The organism is Chromohalobacter sp. 296-RDG, from assembly GCF_029889885.1.
Classification (GTDB): Bacteria; Pseudomonadota; Gammaproteobacteria; order Pseudomonadales; family Halomonadaceae; genus Chromohalobacter.
Window position 1 is genome coordinate 1 of record NZ_JARANY010000255.1, and the last position, 951, is coordinate 951.

General features: G+C 62.1%; 2 protein-coding genes. One reads left to right on the forward strand and one right to left on the reverse strand.

From position 1 onward, the window contains the following. Positions 1-388: NYN domain-containing protein (locus OP495_RS18325; protein ID WP_280571203.1), on the forward strand; the 388-nt coding region annotated here is incomplete at its 5' end. A 1-nt stretch (position 389) separates the two neighbouring features. On the opposite strand, the gene OP495_RS18330 is transcribed toward OP495_RS18325, so the two are convergent. Then, positions 390-695 carry a hypothetical protein gene (locus tag OP495_RS18330; RefSeq protein ID WP_280571205.1) on the reverse strand — a complete coding sequence of 102 codons (306 nt, stop codon included), beginning with the start codon at positions 693-695 and terminating at the stop codon, positions 390-392. Between the last annotated feature and the right edge of the window lie 256 nt (positions 696-951).

Below are 951 nucleotides of genomic sequence, written 5' to 3' on the forward strand. Positions count from 1 at the left end.
CTGGGCGAGGGTGACGGCGAACCGGGAGGTGCTGGCCGCGCGCTGCTATGCCACCGACAAGGGCGACACGAAGCAGCGCGAGTTCCAGAACATTCTCCGCTCGATCGGCTTCGAGGTCAGGCTCAAGCCCTTCATTCAGCGCGCGGATGGCTCCGCCAAGGGCGACTGGGACGTGGGTATCACGCTGGATGCCATCGAGTTCGCCGCGAGGGCGGACGTCATCGTGCTGGTCTCCGGCGACGGCGACTTCGATCTACTGGCGGAGAAGATCCGTGAGGTGCATGGCAAGCGCGTCGAGGTCTACGGCGTGCCCAAGCTCACCGCCACTTCCCTTATCAACGCCGCGAGCCAATTCATACCCATCGAGGGCGATCTGCTGCTGGGGTGATTCACCGATGCACGATATCCAACTGCGTGAATGCGCCCCGGGCGTGGTTCTCGCGGAACATCTCGTGGTCGTGATGCAAGCGGTCGGCGGATTCGGTGGCGAATTCCACCATGTTCTCGGTGAACAGTGTCGGTGGGCCGATGGCGTTGAGGATCGCGGGTTCGATGTCGTAGTCGAGCTTGCCGGATTCGTCGGAGAGAGCGTGCACGGTGGCGAGGCCGAATACGTCGCGAGGCGATAGCCCGGTCGCTTGCTGGGTTCTGGCGAGAATGCGTCCGCCGATCAGCAGAGAAAGTTCCGGATACACTTCACGTAGAAAACATGCCGCCTTTTGACCGACGATACCGGCGCCTCCAATGAACAGGATGGGGTGGCGAGTGGCATGCCATTGGCGCCGCGTTGACGGGAAGCGAAGAGAAAGAGATGGTCTATCAGGAGTTGCTCGATGGCTGCGTTCAGCTGTTCGCGGTGGCATCGTTCGCCATACTGATCCGGGGTGGGCTTCGGGAGACGCCTTGATGCCGCATCGCAAACCTCACCTCCCCACCAAGATCTGCCCGGTG